20 protein-coding genes are annotated in these 17,213 nt (G+C 61.5%); 12 read left to right on the forward strand and 8 right to left on the reverse strand.

Annotation, left to right across the window (positions count from 1 at the left end; genetic code table 11):
- Window positions 1-116: 116 nt before the first annotated feature.
- Window positions 117-1,643: an alpha-N-arabinofuranosidase gene (locus tag VUN82_01060; GenBank protein ID XAS72476.1), complete on the forward strand. Its 1,527-nt coding sequence runs from the start codon at window positions 117-119 to the stop codon at window positions 1,641-1,643.
- Here the strand turns inward: VUN82_01060 and VUN82_01065 are convergent.
- The 6 genes from VUN82_01065 to VUN82_01090 all read right to left on the reverse strand — a co-directional run bounded on the left by VUN82_01065 (window position 1,640) and on the right by VUN82_01090 (window position 5,183).
- Window positions 1,640-2,029, reverse strand: coding sequence for a hypothetical protein (locus VUN82_01065; protein ID XAS72477.1), 390 nt, complete (start codon window positions 2,027-2,029; stop codon window positions 1,640-1,642). The two genes, VUN82_01060 and VUN82_01065, sit on opposite strands and share 4 nt — an antisense overlap.
- A 113-nt stretch (window positions 2,030-2,142) precedes the next feature.
- Window positions 2,143-2,511: a hypothetical protein gene (locus tag VUN82_01070; GenBank protein XAS72478.1), complete on the reverse strand. Its 369-nt coding sequence runs from the start codon at window positions 2,509-2,511 to the stop codon at window positions 2,143-2,145.
- Between the two features lie 11 nt (window positions 2,512-2,522).
- Window positions 2,523-3,245: a GAF and ANTAR domain-containing protein gene (locus VUN82_01075; GenBank protein ID XAS72479.1), complete on the reverse strand. Its 723-nt coding sequence runs from the start codon at window positions 3,243-3,245 to the stop codon at window positions 2,523-2,525.
- A 129-nt stretch (window positions 3,246-3,374) separates the two neighbouring features.
- Window positions 3,375-4,169 carry a GAF and ANTAR domain-containing protein gene (locus VUN82_01080; GenBank protein ID XAS72480.1) on the reverse strand — a complete coding sequence of 265 codons (795 nt, stop codon included), beginning with the start codon at window positions 4,167-4,169 and terminating at the stop codon, window positions 3,375-3,377.
- Window positions 4,162-4,458, reverse strand: a complete 297-nt coding sequence (locus VUN82_01085; GenBank protein ID XAS72481.1) for a hypothetical protein — start codon at window positions 4,456-4,458, stop codon at window positions 4,162-4,164. The genes VUN82_01080 and VUN82_01085 overlap by 8 nt, the downstream gene beginning before the upstream one ends.
- Before the next feature lie 5 nt (window positions 4,459-4,463).
- On the reverse strand, window positions 4,464-5,183 hold the full coding sequence (locus tag VUN82_01090; protein XAS72482.1) for a GAF and ANTAR domain-containing protein: 720 nt from the start codon (window positions 5,181-5,183) through the stop codon (window positions 4,464-4,466).
- A 230-nt stretch (window positions 5,184-5,413) separates the two neighbouring features.
- On the opposite strand from VUN82_01090, the gene VUN82_01095 reads away from it, so the two are divergent.
- Both VUN82_01095 and VUN82_01100 read left to right on the forward strand, forming a co-directional pair.
- The gene (locus VUN82_01095; protein ID XAS72483.1) at window positions 5,414-6,418 is read left to right on the forward strand and encodes a LacI family DNA-binding transcriptional regulator; all 1,005 of its coding nucleotides are present in this window, start codon (window positions 5,414-5,416) and stop codon (window positions 6,416-6,418) included.
- A gap of 18 nt (window positions 6,419-6,436) precedes the next feature.
- Window positions 6,437-7,540 carry a D-TA family PLP-dependent enzyme gene (locus tag VUN82_01100; protein ID XAS72484.1) on the forward strand — a complete coding sequence of 368 codons (1,104 nt, stop codon included), beginning with the start codon at window positions 6,437-6,439 and terminating at the stop codon, window positions 7,538-7,540.
- A gap of 70 nt (window positions 7,541-7,610) precedes the next feature.
- Here VUN82_01100 and VUN82_01105 read toward each other — a convergent pair whose 3' ends face one another.
- Window positions 7,611-8,570 (reverse strand): D-glycerate dehydrogenase, encoded by a 960-nt coding sequence (locus VUN82_01105; GenBank protein ID XAS72485.1) that lies wholly within the window; start codon window positions 8,568-8,570, stop codon window positions 7,611-7,613.
- Window positions 8,567-9,766: an aminotransferase class I/II-fold pyridoxal phosphate-dependent enzyme gene (locus tag VUN82_01110; protein XAS72486.1), complete on the reverse strand. Its 1,200-nt coding sequence runs from the start codon at window positions 9,764-9,766 to the stop codon at window positions 8,567-8,569. Before VUN82_01110 ends, VUN82_01105 begins: the two co-directional genes overlap by 4 nt.
- A gap of 157 nt (window positions 9,767-9,923) precedes the next feature.
- Here VUN82_01110 and VUN82_01115 point away from each other — a divergent pair, with 157 nt between their 5' ends.
- The 9 genes from VUN82_01115 to VUN82_01155 all read left to right on the forward strand — a co-directional run bounded on the left by VUN82_01115 (window position 9,924) and on the right by VUN82_01155 (window position 17,163).
- The gene (locus tag VUN82_01115; protein ID XAS72487.1) at window positions 9,924-10,544 is read left to right on the forward strand and encodes a DedA family protein; all 621 of its coding nucleotides are present in this window, start codon (window positions 9,924-9,926) and stop codon (window positions 10,542-10,544) included.
- A 94-nt stretch (window positions 10,545-10,638) separates the two neighbouring features.
- Entirely contained in the window at window positions 10,639-10,941 is a 303-nt protein-coding gene (locus VUN82_01120) for an urease subunit gamma (GenBank protein ID XAS72488.1), read from the forward strand.
- 8 nt (window positions 10,942-10,949) lie between these two features.
- Window positions 10,950-11,318, forward strand: a complete 369-nt coding sequence (locus tag VUN82_01125; protein ID XAS72489.1) for an urease subunit beta — start codon at window positions 10,950-10,952, stop codon at window positions 11,316-11,318.
- A complete protein-coding gene (ureC, locus tag VUN82_01130) occupies window positions 11,315-13,045 on the forward strand; it encodes an urease subunit alpha (GenBank protein XAS72490.1) in 1,731 nt (576 codons plus the stop codon). Before VUN82_01125 ends, ureC begins: the two co-directional genes overlap by 4 nt.
- Before the next feature lie 19 nt (window positions 13,046-13,064).
- Window positions 13,065-13,538, forward strand: a complete 474-nt coding sequence (gene ureE, locus VUN82_01135; GenBank protein ID XAS72491.1) for an urease accessory protein UreE — start codon at window positions 13,065-13,067, stop codon at window positions 13,536-13,538.
- 141 nt (window positions 13,539-13,679) lie between these two features.
- Window positions 13,680-14,351 (forward strand): urease accessory protein UreF, encoded by a 672-nt coding sequence (locus VUN82_01140; GenBank protein XAS72492.1) that lies wholly within the window; start codon window positions 13,680-13,682, stop codon window positions 14,349-14,351.
- A gap of 13 nt (window positions 14,352-14,364) precedes the next feature.
- Window positions 14,365-14,982, forward strand: coding sequence for an urease accessory protein UreG (ureG, locus tag VUN82_01145; GenBank protein XAS72493.1), 618 nt, complete (start codon window positions 14,365-14,367; stop codon window positions 14,980-14,982).
- A 199-nt stretch (window positions 14,983-15,181) separates the two neighbouring features.
- Complete coding sequence (locus VUN82_01150; protein ID XAS72494.1) at window positions 15,182-16,111, forward strand: urease accessory protein UreD; 930 nt, start codon at window positions 15,182-15,184, stop codon at window positions 16,109-16,111.
- Entirely contained in the window at window positions 16,111-17,163 is a 1,053-nt protein-coding gene (locus VUN82_01155) for a nickel transporter (GenBank protein XAS72495.1), read from the forward strand. Before VUN82_01150 ends, VUN82_01155 begins: the two co-directional genes overlap by 1 nt.
- Window positions 17,164-17,213 lie beyond the last annotated feature (50 nt).

Genomic DNA, 17,213 nt, shown 5'->3' on the forward strand with positions numbered 1-17,213 from the left:
TCCTTTGAGCGGTGTTCCCCGGAAAAACTTCTTGACTCGCACACCCCGCTCCCACCAACATAGTTTCTATAACGTTGTAAATTGACTCATCCACAGCAAGCAGACAAGGACGCCCCTTGGGAAATCAAGAGACCCCCACCGCCAAAATCACCATCGATCCCGCATTCGTCGTCGGTCCAGTCAGGCGGAAGACGTTCGGCGCCTTCGTCGAGCACCTGGGCCGATGCGTCTACACGGGCATCTTCGAACCCGAACACCCCAACGCCGACGAGGACGGGTTCCGCACCGACGTCCTGGAACTCACCAAGGAGTTGGGCGTCTCCACGGTCCGCTATCCCGGCGGTAACTTCGTCTCCGGCTACCGCTGGGAGGACGGAGTTGGCCCACTGGATCAGCGTCCAACGAGGCTTGACCTTGCCTGGCACTCGAGCGACCCCAACCTGGTGGGCGTGGACGAGTTTGCGAAGTGGTCCGCGAAGGCAGGTGTTGAGCCCATGATGGCGGTCAACCTGGGCACTCGCGGGACGCAGGAAGCGCTGGACATCCTGGAATACTGCAACATCAACGGCGGCACCGCGCTATCCGAACAGCGCAAGGCGAATGGCGCCGTCGAGCCCCACAACATCACTATGTGGTGCCTGGGGAACGAGATGGACGGCCCCTGGCAGATCGGCCACAAAACGGCTGGCGAGTATGCAAGGGTCGCCGCGGAAACTGCCAGGGCAATGCGCATGGTCAACCCGGACCTGGAGTTGGTGGCCTGCGGAAGCTCGAGCCCCAATATGTCCACATTCGGGGAGTGGGAGCGCGTTGTCCTCAACGAGACCTACGAGCTGGTGGACCTGATCTCCGCGCACCAGTACTTCGAGGACTTCGGGGACCTTCAGGAGCACCTGTCTGCCGGGCATCGGATGGAGGCCTTCATACGTGACCTCGTTTCACACATCGATCATGTGAAGTCTGCAACCAAATCGGAAAAGCAGATCAACATTTCCTTCGATGAATGGAATGTGTGGCACGGTTCCCGCGTCGAGTCCAAGGCTCCCACGGGCGACGACTGGCCTGTTGCGCCGGTTCTGCTTGAGGATCGCTACACGGTGGCGGACGCCGTGGTGGTGGGTGACCTGCTCATTACGCTGCTTCGCAACACGGACCGTGTCCACTCCGCGAGCCTTGCGCAGCTGGTCAACGTCATTGCACCGATCATGACCGAGCCCGGTGGCCGCTCCTGGAAGCAGACCACGTTCCACCCGTTCGCGCTCACGTCCCAGCATGCCTCGGGTACTGTGCTGAACCTCGCCGTCGAGTCGCCGAAGCTGGACAGCGAAAAGACGGCGGGCTTCAGTTCACTGTCAGCCGTGGCTACCTACGACGCCGAAGCCAAGGAGGTTGTGGTTTTCGCCGTGAACCGTTCGGCGACGGACGCACTCACGCTCGACGCCGCCGTCGGGGGTCTTGGCGCTGCACGGGTCATCGAAGCAGTGACCTACACGAACAAGGACCCGTACTGGCAGGCAACCGCGGATGATTCGACATCCGTCCTGCCTGCAGAGAACGTCAGTGTAACGCTCGACGGCGGCCGGCTCACCGCCGCGCTTCCGGCCGTGAGCTGGAGCATGATCCGGTTGTCGCTGGAATCCTAGGCGATTGCCTGCGAGCCGTCCTGGAAGATCGGATACAACGAAATCGGTGTGACCGTCGCTTCTGACGGAGCGCCCTGGGCCGGCTCCGGCGCCTGCGTTACGGGCGTCGGAGCCGGTTGCTCGGCAGCGACGATTTCCATGGATTCCATGTCCAGAAGTCGTCGGCTCCCGGTTTCTGCATCCTGGAGCCAGAACAGATCGGTACCTGCGACTGTCTTGAGCACCGTGCCCCGGTGGTAAAGGCGGCCGTTGTGCCACGCCTCTATGTATTCGCCCGGGCTGAGAGCGTGTGGCTCCTCCTTACTGCTCGGCAAGGTGCCAAAGGCCTGAGCCAAGCTTGCCTGCGTCTTCAACGCCTGGAAAAGATCCCTGTTTGCAGTGCTCATGTTTGCTCCCCCTCAGCCAGTTTGCTGTCGTTTTGGGCCGATCGGCCTCGTAACTACAGCCTTCCGCATTCATGTTGCCGGGGCGTTGCAGATGGATGAGCGCTGTGTGACGGCTAGGAGGGATCGGCTTCGTCGCCGGGAATGTTAGGCCCGGAACCGGACTCGGAGTCGGCGGAACCCCGCTCGGCGTCACCAGAACCAGGTTCGGAACCGTTCGAATCCGAGGAAGGAAGCTCGTCAGCATATGGTGCGTGGGGACCGGCTTGGCTGTTCAGGAGCTCGTTCGCTGCCATGGCCAGGAGGTCCCTTTCCAGTTCCGGAACGGACAGCATTCCCTGCAAGTACGCCTCCACTTCATATTCACCCACGGACCCGCCGATGCTGAAGTACTGCAGCCACAGAGTGCCCGTGTTGATCCGCGCCGCGGAGAGGGCTTCCAGGAGCCTTCGGCGTTGCTCGGGTTCTTTACGTTCGAAGCCCATATCCCGCGGCCTTAGTTGTGGTCTGCCGGGATCCCGGCTACAAGCTCGGCGCTGACTTCCTGCAAGGTCCTGCTCTTGTCGCGGGCGTCCCCTATCAATTGCTGCAGGGCCCGTTCATGAGTGATTTTGTGCCGTTCCATCAAAATCCCGCAGGCCCGGTTGACCACATCGCGGCTGTGCAGGGCGGCCTGCAGGCCCTCACTGATGCGCTTGGGTGTCTCGGTGCTTTGAATGTGGGAGAGAAGGGTCGCAGCAGGAGAGGAAAACAGGCCCATAAGGGAGGCCGTGTTGTTGTCATAGACAAAGGCCTGGGAAGCGTAGACCTTCATAGCGCCAATGCTGTGCCCGTTTGCGATAAGAGGCGCGCTGACTACCGATTTGATGGGAAGAGAGCTGACAGCAGTGCGCCATTCCGGCCACCGCGGGTCCGTGCCCAAATCCTCGATCAGCACAGGTTCTTCCGAAGCCCACGCCGTCAGGCAAGGACCTTGGCCCAACTCATATTGCAGGAAGTCTGCCTGCTCCACGATGCTGTCCGTGAATCCGGTGCTGGTCCTCCGTGCCTGCGAATCGAGGATGGAGACCCCTGCACCGAGCGTGCCGGGTACGGATTCCTTGATGGCCTGGGAGAGGCTCTGAACGGCTTGGTCAACCTTTTCCTCGGTCAACAAGAGGCCCAGAATCCGGCCGATGGCGCCCGAAAGCTCATCCAGAGGAAGCTGCTTCTTGGTCATGATCTTCTTCCCGGCCGTTCAGGTCGGCTGGCCGACTGAAACAATCTTTGAAATCGCTGGACTCCCGTGTTCTAAATCCCAGCCTAATGGGTTTCGGACCAGAAAAACCGCATGTAGACAGGTTGCTTGCTATTCCTCGAAAGCTGCGGAGATCTTTCGGTCGCCGGCAATATGGGCGATGATCCCTTGGGCCACTACGCGAAGTTTGATGTTGCGGTGGCTGGACGCGCTGACGAGGATTTGGAAAGCCGCGTCCCGGCTGCAGCGGTTCTGCGCCATGATGATTCCGACGGCGGTGTCGATGATCGTGCGGGATTCCAGAGCGGCGGTGAGGTTCTCGCGGGCGTCCCGAAGCTGGGCGATCTTCAAGGCCAGATGGAGGGCTTTGGCGCCGGTGGCCGTGACACGCTCTGCCGACAAAATATCCTCGTGGGAAAAACCGTGAGTGCGAGTGGAATAGAGATTCACCACGGCCTCCGCGGTGCTGTTCAATTCCATGGGAAAGGCCAGGATAGAACCCACATTGGTGGCCGCAGCAGCCCGCATGTACTCGGGCCAGCGATCTTCGTCGTGGACGTCCGGGACGTGGGTGATAGTGCGTGTGCGAAGGGCAGAAAGGCAAGGGCCATCGCGGAAGCTGTTCTGGATCTCGTCCAACTTCCTGGCAAGGGTATCGCTATCGGCCACGGCCACCGGTTTCTTCTGCCGGATGACGGTGACTCCGCAGGCAATCGTGTTGCCGTTCCGGGTGAGCTTCTTTGCGATCAATGCGGCGAGGTCCTGGAGGAATTCACGGATATCGGCATTCTCCACCAAGAGATCCTGCAGATGTTCCACGAAGTCCGTCAGATCCACGTGATCTTCAACGGGACCGGGGAAAGGGAGAGGGCTGTTAACGTACCGTGATGGCTGGGTTTCAGTCATTGTCTTTCCTTACTATTCCTCGGCCCTGCTGGCCGGCCGGTTCTGTCCGGCCGTCTGCGGTGAGTTCCCTGAAGGCAGTATCTACGAGTTCCATCTGGCCTGGGGCAAGGACCAGAAGTCCGTTGAGGTAGGCGTCCAGCACCAGCTCATCGGCGTCCCCTCCAATGCCGAAATAGTAGGTCCATAGACTGTTCAGGCTTACGTTTCCGGTTCGGAATCTGTCGGTGGCTTGCTGGCGCTGGTCAAGTTTTCCATGGCGTTCCGGTGTCCCCCAAGGTTCGGCATTCATAGAGCCTACCTACCCTCCTTATCTTCGTGGACTGCCCGCTTCAGAATGTCTTCTGCAATTTCATGGAGCCGCTTATCACTGTTGCGGGACGCCAATTGTATGAGCCTGATGGCGGAATCCCGGCTGCAACGGTTCTGCACCATGATCAGGGAAATAGCCGCATCCACTATGGCCCGCGACTCCAAGGCGGAACGCAAGTGCACAGGGTATGGATCCGGGGTGTGCAGGCGCAGTGCCAGTCGCAGAATCCTCGACAAGGATTCCGCGTGCTTCTGTATGGATGCCACGGTCTCTGGATCGAACGTGCCTGCTTCGGTGGAATAGCAGTTCAGCGCGGCACGTGAGTCATCGTCCGTCGTAATCGGCACCGCCAGCATGGTGGTGATGCCTTCCTGCGAAACAGCGTCGGCGTAATGGTGCCAGCGGACGTCGGCCTGAAGGTCCTCAACCAAAACGGTGTGCTGCTCCCGGAGCGCGGTAAGGCATGGGCCGTCGTCGAACTCGTACTGCTTTTCATCCAGGCGCTGAGCAGCCTCCGTGCTGCTCGCCACGGTGGCAGGGCCTCCATCCCGCTCTACGGTGATAGCACAGAGCATGGGGACGTCCCCGCCCAACAACGAAGCCGAAATGGTGGTCAAACCCAGAAGGAATTCGGTGAAGCCGGGGCTCTCCAACAGCAGATCCTGCAACTGTTCCGCTGTGGGCACTACATCGTTCTGGGCCATTCGGCCTCATTCCAGGCAATGCCAGAGCGATTGACTCCGGCTGGCGGCAGTGCGCTCGAGTTCGCGCACAGCCCGGATAGTTAACTCCGGACCTTTTTGCCACACCCGAAATCTTCTACTACCGACACTACGCCTGCGCCATGCAGCGCAACAGTGGCACCTGATCTGCAACGATGTACCCAGCGCCCCGGCGAACGGATCCGGGGCAGAGGGATTGAAGGAGCACATTGATGGCCGTCACCATGAACGACGTCGCACGGGCCGCCGGGGTCTCCTTGAAGACGGTTTCCAACGTCATCAACAACTACGAGTTCATCCGGCCAGCTACGAAGCAGCGCGTCTTGGATGCGATCGAAGAACTCGGATACGAAACCAACCTGACCGCGCGCAGCCTCCGTTCCGGCAAGACCAGCATGCTCGGTCTGGTGCTGAGCGACCTCTCGGTTCCGTACTACGCCGAACTCGCGTCGGACATCATGAAGGCGGCGTGGGCCCGCGGCTACCGGGTCCTTGTTGAGCAGTCCGGCAACGAAGCCGACCACGAAAAATCTGCGCTTCAAGGCCAGTTCCGCAGCCTCACGGACGGACTCCTCTTCATCCCGCTGGCAATGGATGCCGAGCAAATCATCCAGGCCGCCGGCAAGAAACCGCTGGTCCTCCTGGGCGAATTCGTGCAGGACCCGCGGCTGGACATGGTCCTCATCCAAAATCACGAGGCAGCGGCAGCCGTCACCGCGCACCTGCTTGCGGGAGGCCGCCGTCGCATAGCCGTTTTGGGCGCGCACGACGGCGACACAACAGGCAGTAACGGCCTGCGCCTTAACGGCTACAGAGCTGCGCTCGCTGCCGCCGGCGTGGAGTATGACCCAGCCCTCGTGATCGACTGCGAGTGGCGGCGCGACGGCGGTGCGGACGCGATCGCGCGGCTGCTGGACAGCGGTGTTGGTTTCGATGCCGTGTTCGGTTTGAACGACGTCGTTGCCTTGGGGGCGCTGCACGAGCTTCTGGTCCGAGGCAAACGGGTCCCGGACGAAATAGCGGTGGCGGGGTTCGACGACATCGACGAAGCGCGGTTCGCGTCGCCGTCGTTGACCACGGTGGAGCCTGGCCGTGCGGAAATTGCGGAGCGCGCCGTCGAGCTCCTCATCAACAGGATTGAAAGCAAGGGTTCCCCGGACAAGGTGGAGCAGCCGGAAGCGGCGTTCTCGCTGCGCGTCAGGCAGTCCGCGCCGTAGGGCGTTACTGTTCTAAGAATGAACCACGCAGTCCCGGACGGAATTCTCACGCCAGCCATCATGATCGACGTCGATGTCCTCGACCGAAATATCCAACGCATGGCTTCAAGCATGCTCAGCCGGGGACTGAGGCTCCGCCCGCACGTGAAGACACACAAGACCCTGGAGATCGCCGCCAAGCAGCTCGCGGCTGGGGCAGTTGGGCTCACGGTTGCGACGATCGGGGAGGCCGAGGTCTTTGCGGCCGGGGGTGCCACGGATATTTTCATCGCCTATCCGCTGTGGATAGAGGCGCATCATGCGGAGCGGCTGCGGAAGCTTGCCAGGACGTGCAGCATCGCGGTCGGCACGGATTCGGCGGAAAGCGCGACGGCGATGGGCCGCCAGTTGGGCGCCGATGCCAGAAGTATTGATGTCCTGATCGAAGTGGACAGCGGGCATCACCGCAGCGGGGTTCTCCCCGGAGAAGTGGTGGAGATTGCGCGCGCGGCCGCAGCAAGCGGGCTGAACATTGCGGGCGTCTTCACATTCCCCGGACACAGTTACAAGCCCGGAATGCCAAGGGACGCAGCGGGTAACGAGAATGAGGCCCTTGGCCGTGCTTCCGCCGCACTGGAGCACGCCGGCTTTGAGGTCCGCACCATCAGCGGCGGTTCCACCCCCACCGCGCTGCTCGACGCCGAAACGCTGGCCACCGAGTTGCGCCCCGGCGTCTATGTTTTCGGTGATGCCCAACAGCTTGAACTCGAACGCTGCACGTGGAACGACATCGCGCTGACTGTCGCTGCGACTGTAGTCAGCCGCCACGAGTCCGACGGCGGGAATGTCCGGCGGGTGGTTGTGGACGCGGGCAGCAAGATCCTGGGCAGTGACCGTCCGGACTGGGCCACCGGATACGGGCGCCTGCCCGAATACCGGGAGGCCCGGATTACAGCGCTCTCTGAACACCACGCCACCGTTGTTTGGCCGGACTCTGAGGAACTGCCGGCACTGGGCACGCGGCTCAGGCTGATCCCGAACCACGTTTGCCTGGCCATGAACCTCGTGGACGAGGTCACTGTGGTTCGTGAGGGCGCCGTGGTGGACACGTGGAAGGTCGCCGCCCGCGGCCGGAACAACTAGTGCTTCATCGGGCTTAAGTACTGTGACGGCGGGTAGAAACTCACCCGCCGCCACAGCAACTGCCGTTCCCTTAGCTGATGGGAGTAGGCGGTTGTTCGCCCTTGAGCACGGCGAGCGTGTTGTCCGCGGCGAGTACTGCCATGGCCGTGCGTGTTTCCACCGTGGCGGAGCCGAGGTGCGGCACGAGCGTCACGTTTTCCAGGTCCAGCAACCACGGATGCACCTTGGGCTCCTGTTCGAAGACATCCAGGCCTGCGCCCGCAATCTGTCCTTCGCGAAGGGCCAAGGCGAGTGCGGCTTCGTCGATGATGGGTCCGCGTGCGGTGTTGACGAGGTAGGCGGACTTCTTCATCGTTGCGAGTTGCTCGGCGCCAATCAGGTGATGCGTGGCCGGTCCGTACGGACAGTGCAGCGACACGACGTCGGAAATGGTCAGTAATTCATCAAGTTCCACTCGCCGTGCACCGAGTTCCGCAGCGATGGCGGGGTCGATTTCGCTGCGGGACTGGTAGACGATCTCCATTCCGAAGGCCTTGGCCCGGCGTGCGGTGGCTTGGCCGATTCCACCCATGCCGACGATGCCCAGGGTCTTGCCCTGGAGGCTGCTGCCGAGCAGGAAGAACATTCCCCATTTCCAGGCCTGGCCGGAACGGATGAGCCGTTCCCCCTCGCCGAGCCGGCGCGTGGCCATAAGGATCAGGCCGAACGCGATGTCGGCTGTGGCCTCAGTGAGCACCCCAGGGGTGTTGGTGGCGATGATCCCGCGTTCGGTGCAGGCGGGGACGTCGATGTTGTCATAGCCAACGGCGACGTTCGCGACCACCTTGAGCTGCGGGCCCGCGGCGTCGAGCAGTTCGACGTCAATGCGTTCGGTCAGCAGGCTCACTATGGCATCGGCTCCTGCCACCCGCCGCAGAAGTTCCTGGCGGCTGATGGAGTCCGAGCCCTCCCAAGCATCCACCTCATGTTGGGCGCGGAGCTTCTGGAGCGCGGGTTCCGGCACGCGTCCGGTGACGACGATGCGGCTCATGCTGTCTCGATCCATTCACGCAGGCGGGCCAGGCCATCGCGGATGTCCGGCACTTCGATGCCCGAGTACGCGAGCCGGATGTACTGCCGCTCCTCGCCGGGCAGGCGCCGGCCGAAGTGCTCACGCGTGCAGAAGGAAACCCCGGTCTTGTAGAGGGCGTCGGAAGCGAAGTCGCCCACTGCTGTGTAACCCAGGCGCTGCATGGCCTCTGTGACGTCGGGGAACAGGTAGAACGTGGACTGCGGAACTGCCACGCTCATTCCCGGGATGGCATTGACGATCCCGCAGGCGGTATCCCGGCGTTCCTTCAGGATGTCCAGCATCTGCTGTACCGGTTCCTGGGGGCCGCGAAGGGCTTCGATGCCGGCCCACTGCACATAGTGAGTGGTGCACGATTCATCGTTGGTGTTCAGAGTGCTGAGCACTTTTGCGATTTCAAGCGGGGCAACGGCACACCCGAGCCGCGAGCCCGTCATGGCGAACTTCTTGCTGAACGTGTAGAGGATGACAGTGCGCTCTGCCATGCCGGGAAGTGACGCGATCGAGCTCGAGGCTCCTTCGTAGCGCGTCTCGAAATAGGCCTCGTCTGAGAGTACCCAGAGGTCGTGCTCCTGTGCGATCTGTGCGATTGCCTCGCGTTCGGACGCCGTCGATTCGGCAGAGATGGGGTTCTGCAGATCGTTGTAGATGATCGCGGCCGTGTTCGGGGTGATTGATGCCCGGACCTGGTCCAGATCGATCGCGAACCCGTCACTTGTAGGCACATAGCGGTAAGGCACAGCGGTGCCGCCCAGGTATTCGATCTGGGATTCGTAGATCGGGAATCCGGGATTGGGGTAGAGCACCTCCTGGCCAGGGTTCATGACGGCCTGCAGGAACTTGGTGATAACGGGCTTACCGCCGGTCATTACCACCACGTTGTCGGGGGAGAATTCCATTCCGCGCCGTGCGCCGAGGTCTTCGGCGAGGGCTTCCCGAAGCTGGGGGATACCGGCGCCGGGGCAGTAGCCCGTGTAGCCATCGGCGATTGCCTTGTTCATCGCCTCAACGATGTGAGGGGCAGTTGGGATATTGATGTCGCCAAGGTGGAAGGGGTACACCAGGTTCCCTTTGGCTTTCCAAGCGGCAGCGGCCTGCGCCACGCTGAACGCAGTTTCGGTGCCCAGGCGTTCGAGCCGGTGTGCGAGTTTCTGCATGTGCTGTTTAACTCCTCATCGAGCTGATCACGGGTTTTCACGTGAAGTACTCAACTAGTATATTAGTGATGTATTAGACTGTCTATGGATAGGCGGTCATTAAAACAGCGCCCGCAGAGTCTCCCCACAGACCCACTGATCTGCCACACTCAACCCCATGCAGTCGTTGTTCGACGGACTCCTTCACGCCAGCCCACTGGTGGTGATGTGCATCGTGTTCGCGTTGGTCTTCGCCGAGGATGCATTGTTTATCGGCTTCGTGATCCCAGGCGAAACCGCCGCGGTAGTCGGAGGAGTCTTCGCCAGCCGGGGTTCTCTTCCCCTGTGGGGCATGATCCTGGTGGTCATCTCCGCAGCCATCCTGGGTGACACTGTGGGTTACGAGATCGGCAAGCACTTGGGTCCGTGGGTCATGGGGTTGAAAATCCTGGACAAGAGACGGGCTCAGCTGCAAAAAGCCGAGGATTTCCTTGCCCGCCGTGGCGGTCTCGCCGTGTTCCTGGGCCGCTTCACAGCCTTTTTTCGTGCAGTCATGCCCGCGCTCGCAGGGCTCAGCCGAATGCCATACCGCCGCTTCGCCATCTGGAACTTCACAGGCGGCATCTTTTGGGGCGGCCTGTTCGTGACCTTGGGATTCATCGCCGGGAACTCGTACGAAGAACTAGCCCGCACAGTGGGGCGCGGTGCCGCTTTGGTGGTGGCCGCCGTCGTGGTCGTCATCCTGGTCGTCTGGCAGATCCGAAAGCATCGAGCGGCGGCCAAGCCCACAGCCGACTGAGACCCTCTGGAAACGTGGCTGAAACTTCCAGTCCTTACGCTGATCACAAACTGTCCGTACGTGTGCACCCTAGTAGCTGCTTTGAGGAGAATCGATGCATCTTTTGCCCCGTGAGCAGGAAAAACTCATGATCGTGGTGGCTGCCGACCTGGCCAGACGAAGGCAGGCGCGAGGATTGAAGCTGAACTATCCCGAAGCCATCGCGATCATCAGCTACGAGCTCATCGAGGGCGCCCGGGACGGCAAATCCGTTGCAGAGCTCATGAGCTACGGGACCACATTGCTGCGCCGCGAAGACGTGATGGAAGGCGTGCCGGAGATGATCCACGACGTCCAGATCGAGGCCACGTTCCCCGACGGCACCAAGCTTGTCACTGTCCACGACCCCATTCGATAGGAGCCCCCATGATCCCCGGTGAATACAGGCTCCGCCCCGAGCCCATCGCCTGCAACAGCGGCCGTGAGGCGATCGCCGTCGAGGTTGTCAATCGAGGTGACCGGCCAGTCCAGATTGGCTCGCACTACCACTTCGCGGAGGCCAACCGCGCCCTGGAATTTGACCGTGAAGCCGCTTATGGCCGGCGTCTGGACATCCCCGCCGGCACCGCAGCCCGTTTCGAACCGGGCGACAAGAAGACCGTCCAGCTGGTGGAGTTGACAGGTTCCCGCGAAGTTTTCGGCTTGAGCAACGCTGTCAATGGAAAGCTCGACGGCGGTGCCCGCGTTGGCGGGACCGCTCGTCCGGGCGTGGCTATGGAAGGAGACGCCAAATGAGCTTCGAGCTTCCCCGCCGGCAATATGCCGAGCTGTACGGCCCAACGACAGGTGACGCCATCCGGCTGGCAGACACCGAACTCTTCCTCGAAATCGAGAACGATTACACCGTCTACGGTGAGGAAGTGGTGTTCGGGGGCGGCAAAGTAATCCGCGACGGCATGGGCCAAAACGGCCAGGCGACGCGCTCCGAGGACATCCCTGACACGGTCATCACCAACGTCATCGTCCTGGACTACACAGGCATCTACAAAGCCGATGTCGCCCTCAAGGACGGCCACATTTTCAAGATCGGCAAAGCCGGCAACCCTCAGGTCATGGATGGCGTGGACATCGTGATCGGTGCCAGCACGGAGATCATCGCCGGCGAACGGAAAATCCTCACGGCTGGCGGCATCGACACCCACATCCACTTCATTTCCCCCGAACAGGTTCCCACTGCACTCTGCAGCGGCGTCACCACGATGGCCGGCGGCGGCACTGGACCGGCGGAAGGAACCAAGGCCACCACCATCACGCCCGGATCCTGGCATATCTCGCGGATGCTCCAGGCCGCGGAAGGGCTCCCCATCAACATCGGCTTGTTCGGCAAGGGCCACGCGTCCGCCGTCGAGCCCCTCGCAGAGCAGATCCGCGCGGGTGCCGTCGGGCTCAAAGTCCACGAGGACTGGGGTTCCACCACATCCTCCATCGATATGTCCCTGCGCGTGGCTGACGAATACGACGTCCAGGTAGCCATCCACACCGACACCCTCAACGAGTGCGGTTTCGTGGAAGACACCATCAAGGCGATCGACGGGCGGGTCATTCACACCTTCCACACCGAGGGCGCTGGCGGTGGCCACGCGCCGGACATCATCAAGATTGCCGGGCTGCCCAATGTACTTCCGGCCTCCACGAACCCCACGTTGCCGTACACAAAGAACACCATCGAAGAGCACCTGGACATGCTCATGGTCTGCCACCACCTCAACCCGGACATCCCGGAAGACGTGGCCTTCGCGGACTCCCGCATCCGTGCCGAAACCATCGCAGCCGAGGATGTCCTTCACGATCTCGGCGTCTTCGCCATCACGTCCTCGGACTCGCAGGCAATGGGCCGCGTAGGCGAGGTGATCATCCGGACCTGGCAGGTGGCCGATGCCATGAAGCGGCAACGCGGGGTTCTTCAGGATCCGTCTGGCGCTGTGCATGGTTCTGCCGGATCCGACAACTTCCGGCTCAAACGCTACATAGCCAAATACACCATCAACCCCGCCATCGCTCAGGGCATGGCGGACGTCATCGGCTCCGTGGAAGAAGGGAAATTCGCGGACCTGGTGCTGTGGGACCCCGCGTTCTTCGGAGTTAAGCCCGAGCTCGTCATCAAAGGCGGACAAATCGCCTACGCACTCATGGGCGACTCCAACGCCTCCATTCCCACACCGCAGCCTCGCACCATGAGGCCCATGTTCGCCACCTACGGGCGAGCCCTCCAACAGACGTCCATCACGTTCCTCTCCAAAGCCGCGATCGACGCCGGAGTGCCGGCCGAACTGGGACTCGAACGCATCATCCGGCCCGTCACCGGCATCAGGAACCTGCGCAAAGCCGACCTGAAATTCAACGGCGAAACCCCGGACATCGTCGTCGACCCCGAAACCTACAAAGTGACAGTGGACGGCGTCGAAGCCACCTGCGAACCCTCCGACGTGCTGCCCATGGCGCAGCGCTACCACCTCTTCTAAACACCATCCCGGAGACCAAATGATTATCGAAAAAATCCTCGGCAACCTCCACGAACAGCCCGACGCCTATGCCGCCCACCACAAAGAAAAAGTCGTCCTCCCCAGCGCCCTGCTCGTCAAACGCATCCAACGCGTCACCACCGACCACGGCAAAGAACTCGGCATCCGACTCCCCACCGGATCCGGCGACCTGCGCGACGGCGACATCCTCGCCGCCGACGACACCAACCTCATCATCATCTCCGTGCTGCCCACCGACGTCCTCGTGATTGCTCCGCGCAGCATCCACGAAATGGGTGTCGTGGCACACTCGCTCGGCAACCGGCATCTGCAGGCGCAGTTCTTTGACTCTTCATCCGAGTACGGCGCTGGGGTCATGGTTTGTCAGTATGACCACACTGTGGAGGACTATCTGAAGAGCGTCGGCGTCCCCTACGACAGGCAAGAGCGGGTCATGCCGGTGCCTTTTCGCCATGCTGAGCATTCGCACTAAACCAGTGCGCCGACTGAGGTTGGGTGCGCGCGCTTGCGCTTCGCTGGGAAGGGGGCCGTGCCCGCTTCGCGATGCCCGCCACGCCGCGGCCCCCTTCCCAGCTCCGCTCCAGCGCGCGGTCCGCACCTCTGGCGGTGCGCTTTGAGTGCGGGATATCAGCTGGCTCTTCAGCAATTGACGGACTCTGCGTTGCCTACAGGGGCGTTTGCTCATTCTTTGGGGTTTGAGAGCTACATACATCGTGAGTTGGTTCGTGATGAGGGGTCGTTTGGGCGGTGGCTGGGGGTTTTTGTGGGGCAGCAGTTGACTTATTCGGATGGGTTGGCTTTGCGGTTCTTGTATGAGGGGGTGGATGTTGGTTTGTTGGATTCTGTTCTTTCTGGGCAGTTGTTGGCTCGGGAGGTTCGGGAGGCTTCCTTGAAGATGGGTGGGCGGCTTTTGGAGATTGGCGGGGAGGTGTTTCCTTCGGCGGAGTTGGAGGCGTATCGGGCGTTGGTTCGGCGGGGGGAGTGTGGGGGGCACCAGCCGTTGGCTTTTGGGGTGATTGCGCAGTCTTTGGGGGTTCCTTTTAAGGAGGCGCTTTCTGCGTATTTGTTTGCCACGGTTACTTCCCTGACGCAGAACGCCGTGCGCGCCATTCCGCTCGGGCAGAACGCCGGGCAACGGATACTTCGGCACGCGCACGACGCCGTTGCTACCGCCGTCGAGGTTGTAGCACAACTGTGCTGGGACGACTTTGGGGCCGTGAGCCCCGGACTTGAAATTTCACAAATGCGGCACGAGCGGCAACGCGCCCGCATGTTCATGAGCTAACCCAGGAGGACACATGTCTGAACCCATCAAAATCGGCGTTGGTGGACCCGTCGGGGCCGGCAAGACGCAACTCGTCGAGCGGATCACCCGGCACATGAGCGGCGACATCTCCATGGCCGCCATCACCAACGACATCTACACCATCGAAGACGCCAAAATCCTCGCGGCCAACGGCATCCTCCCCGAAGACCGCATCATCGGCGTCGAAACCGGAGGCTGCCCCCACACCGCAATCCGGGAAGACACTTCCATGAACACGGCAGCCATCGAAGAACTCAAAGCCCGGCACCCCGACCTACAAGTCATCTTCGTCGAATCCGGCGGCGACAACCTCTCAGCCACCTTCAGCCCCGAACTCGTCGACTTCTCCATCTACATCATCGACGTAGCGCAAGGCGAAAAAATCCCCAGAAAAGCCGGCCAAGGCATGATCAAATCCGACCTCTTCATCATCAACAAAACTGACCTCGCGCCTCACGTCGGAGCAGACCTCTCGGTCATGGAGCGGGACTCCAAGGAATTCCGCGGCAACAAGCCTTTCTGCTTCACGAATCTCAAAACCGACGAAGGGTTGGACGCCGTTCTGAACTGGATTCGGCGCGACGTCCTGATGCTTGATCTGGCCTCATGAGTGTGCCCAAGGCCGCTTTGATCTCACCGGGGGCGGCGCCCGCGGATGAAGGGGGCCGTGCCCGCTTCGCGATGCCCGCCACGCCGCGGCCCCCTTCATCCGCGTTCGCGGATCGCCCCATCCGGACTGCTGGCACGGAACGGTGGCCCCTAACATCCGACGCCAGTGCTGGGGGCGGGGCGTCTTGCGGGGAGAGTCTATGAGCACGCACATAGTGGTCCCGGCCGGCGATGTTGGTCCTTGGGGGAACGTGGAGCCCGGCGCCGGGTTGGCTTCAGCAGTTGGGGAGCGGGACGTGCGGGGGCGGTTGGAGCTTTTTGTTAGTGTCCGGGGCGGGAGGTCTGTTGCTTCTCGGCAATTTCATGAGGGCGCTTTGAGAGTGTTGCGGCCGCATTATCTGGATGAGTCGGGGCAGGTTTGCTTTGTCATGGTTAATCCTGGCGGGGCGTATTTGGGGGCGGACTTGTTCCTTATTGATGTGGAGGTCCAGGCGGGGGCGGAGCTGCTGTTGACGACTCAGTCGGCCACGAAGGTGTATCGGACTCCGGGGTCCTTTGCTGAGCAGCGGATGCGTGTGCGGCTGGGGGAGGGGGCGCGGTTGGAGTTGTTGCCTGACCAGTTGATCGCCTACCGGGAGGCGAGTTATCGGCAGAATTCGCGCATTAGTCTCCACCCGACGTCGAGCCTTGTCATGGCTGAGGTCATTACGCCGGGGTGGTCGCCCGACGGCGGGGTGTTCCGGTATGAGGAGTTGCGGCTGCGCAATGAGATCCAGGTCGAGACCGGTGGGGGATCCCGGCTATTGGTCCTCGATAACCTCCTGATAAGGCCGCCGCTGGGTGATGTGACTGGGATGGGGTTCATGGAGGGCTTTAGTCATGTGGGGTCGTTGGTGGTTGTGGATCCGCGGGTAAATCAGGAGCTTGCCGACGAGCTGCACCACTTGACGCGGGACCATGATGCTTACACGGGCGTTTCATTGACCAATAGTGTTGGCGGTACTACTGGACTTGTGCTGAGATCGTTGTCCAACAGCACCGACGAACTCAATAATCTGCTGGGCGCCTGTACCTCAGTTCTCCGTGAACGTTGGTATGGTCAGGGACCCGTGAATCTGAGGAAGTATTGATGACTGCGTTGACTGGGTTCGCCGCCATATACCGGGACCGGGAGAAGTTGCCGCTGCGCACCCGGCTACTTTTCACGTTCGGCGCGGTGGCTGCGCTGCACGTTGCCGCCGTCGTGCTGTTGCTGCTGGGTTCGGCGGGGGCGGCCCAGCCACTGGCGCTCGGCTTGGTGATCACCGCGTATGTGGCTGGAATCAAGCACAGCTACGACTGGGACCACATCGCTGCGATCGACAACTCCACGCGCAAGTTCGTGGCCCAGCACAAGGATCCGGTGAGTGTCGGGTTCGCCTTCAGCCTGGGCCATAGTTCCGTCGTGATCCTGGCAGGGCTCCTGGTGATAGCGGGCGCAACGCTGATAGGGCAATTCATGGAGGACGGCACGGCGGGCAACAAGGTACTGGGCTTGATCGGTAGTGGAGTGTCGGGGTTGTTCCTGCTGGCGATGGGGCTCTTCAACGGCTCCGCATTGCTCCGTGCCACGCAGGTGTACCGGAGCGTCCAGGCTGGCGGCCGGATCCACGAAGACGATCTCGAGGCGAAGGGATTTGTTGCCCGGTTGCTGACCAAGCCCCTGTCAAAAGTGGAGCGGCCACGGAATATCTACGTGATCGGGTTCCTCTTCGGCCTCGGCTTCGATACGGCCACCACCATCGGGCTGCTGGTTATCACCACGACGGCGTCACTCGCCGGAGTCTCGCCGCTCGCCTTGATGGCGCTTCCGTTCGCGTTCACCGCTGCCATGACACTGTGCGATTCCATCAACGGCGTGGCCATGATGAAAATGTACAAGACCGCCATCAACGACCCTCAGCGAAAGCTCGGCTTCAACGTGGTGATTACCGGCATCTCGGCTATCTCGGCGCTGTTCATCTCCGTGATCACGCTCGGAGGATTCGTCAACGCGGCGTTTGAACTCAAGGACCCGCTGACTACGTGGTTGGGAGAGATCGACCTTGGCGATGCAGGCCTGCTCCTGGTGGCCCTGTTCGTGATCGCGTGGGCTGTTTCCGCGTGGCGTGGCCGGGTGATGCGCTCGCCCCAGCCCAAGTAAGTCGCAGCTGAGCGCGTTTTGAGGGCTCAAAACGCGCTCAGCTGCTACAT

It is taken from the genome of Micrococcaceae bacterium Sec5.1, assembly GCA_039636795.1.
Lineage (GTDB): Bacteria > Actinomycetota > Actinomycetes > Actinomycetales > Micrococcaceae > Arthrobacter.